Consider the following 1,866-nt stretch of genomic DNA (forward strand, 5'->3'; position numbering starts at 1 on the left):
GCCGCCGCGATCGCCGCGCCCTGTTCGGAGGTAAGGCCGGCTATCTCGCGGGCCGGATCGCGCCGGGCCGCCAGCACCAGCGGATTTTTCTGTGCGCCCGCGCCCATAGCCACGGGAAAATCGCCATCGCGGTCGATGAGGTGCAGCTTGTCGGCGAAATAACGCTCCACCGATCCGTGCCAGTCGACATGTTCGGGATAAAGATTGGTGATCGCCGCCAGGTCGGGGAGGAAATCCATGTCGGCGGTCTGGTAGCTCGACAATTCGAAGACGATGATGGCGTGGCTGTCGGCAATGTCGAGCGGCGCCAGGCCGACATTGCCGGCAAGGCCAGCATCCAGCCCCGAGCGGGTCAGCATCAGATGGACCAGCGTGGCGGTGGTGGATTTGCCCTTGGTGCCGGAAATGGCGATCACCCTGCGCCCCTTGCGATAGGCCGCGCCCCAGAGATTGAGATTGGAGGTGACGGGGATGCCGGCTTTGCGCGCCTTGCCAAGGAGCGGCTTATAGAGTGAGACGCCGGGGCTTTTCACGATCAGCCCGAAGCGCCTTTCGGCAATGGCGGCTGGCAGGTCCGCCGGGGCGATGATTTCGGCGTCCTCGATATCGGCCGCGCCGCTGTCGACGGTGACGAACACCTTCAGTCCCGGCGCGCGCGTCCTGAGGAAGGCGCGGGTGGAGCGGGCCTCGCGCCCGGCGCCATAGAGCAGGACCGGGGCGTCAAACCGCATAGGCGGCCACCTTGGCGGCAAGGGCCGGCGGAATATGGTGGTCGCGGCTGTCGGTGAGGCATTCGGCCATGGCCAGTTGCAGTTGCGGCTCGCCATATTGGGCGAAAAGGTCGGGTTTGAGCGCCTTGACCACCGCGTCCTCGTGCCAGTCGGCATGGCGGGTCAGCGTATAGAGGCAGGCCGCCGCCTCGCGGATTTCCCCGACGCATTCCCAGGGTTTCTGCCCGGCCAGCCCCGAAAGCTCGCGGAAGGAGCGCTCATGGGCGGGGTTATCGAGCAAATCGCGCCCGAAGATGGAGAGCAGGCGCTGCTTGGTCATGAAGGGGGCGAAGATCAGGAAGACGAAATGGCATTTGGGGCATTCGCCGCACCAGAGGGGCCCCGAATTGCCGGAGAGGCGGAAATTGCGGTTGCAGCTCGAAAACACGCGGTCGAACTTGGTCTCATGGGTAAAGAGCGAGGCGATGCGCGCCTCCGAATAGGGCCGCAGCAGCGAAAAATATTTCAGCGCGCCGCCGGTGGCGTCGGACAGGGTCGAGGCGATCAGCAACTCGAAGCCGAGCGACTTGGAGTATTGGTGGTTGGTTTCCCGCCCGTCGAATTCCACATTGCCCTCGCTGGCCGAGCGCTCGTTGGACAGGACGATCTGGTCATAGCCGTAAAGCAGGGCCGCCAGCGCCGCGATCATGGAATTGATGGCGGTGGAGGGTACGTGGCCGTTGTAATAGCCGGGCTGGGCGCCGAGCCGGATCATTTCGGCGTCCAGGGTGCGCGTCACATAGAGCGGCGCGCGCTCGATGCGCTCCACCGAACTCAGGATCGGCCCGCGCGGATTGACCGCGAAGGGGGTGAAGTCGACGCCCACATTGCTCAGCAGGTCCACGCTCACCAGCGAATCCTTGCCCCCGCCAATGGGCAGCAGGCTGCGCCGGGGCAGGCTGGGTGCCGGCGGCGGGCCGCGTCGATCCTCCGGCGTTTCCAGCCGCAGCCGGCCGAAGCGGGCCAGATTGTTGCGGGCATAAAATTCCCCCAGCCCGTTTTCATAGACATCGATGGCGAACGCATGCTCGGCCGGGGTCAGCGCGATTTCGGGCGCGACGATGGAAAAGGGCGCGCGCAGCTTGAAATAGCTCAC

At 65.2% G+C, this 1,866-nt stretch carries 2 protein-coding genes; both read right to left on the reverse strand.

Going from position 1 to position 1,866, the window contains the following annotated elements; genetic code table 11:
* The coding region (locus tag VDP82_RS17660; protein ID WP_323016124.1) for a Mur ligase family protein at window positions 1-731 on the reverse strand (731 nt) is incomplete at its 3' end.
* Window positions 721-1,866 (reverse strand): hypothetical protein (locus tag VDP82_RS17665; protein WP_323016125.1); only part of this gene is annotated, 1,146 nt, incomplete at its 5' end. The genes VDP82_RS17665 and VDP82_RS17660, both read right to left, overlap by 11 nt.

The organism is Devosia sp., from assembly GCF_034675085.1.
In the GTDB taxonomy this organism is placed as follows: Bacteria; Pseudomonadota; Alphaproteobacteria; order Rhizobiales; family Devosiaceae; genus Devosia.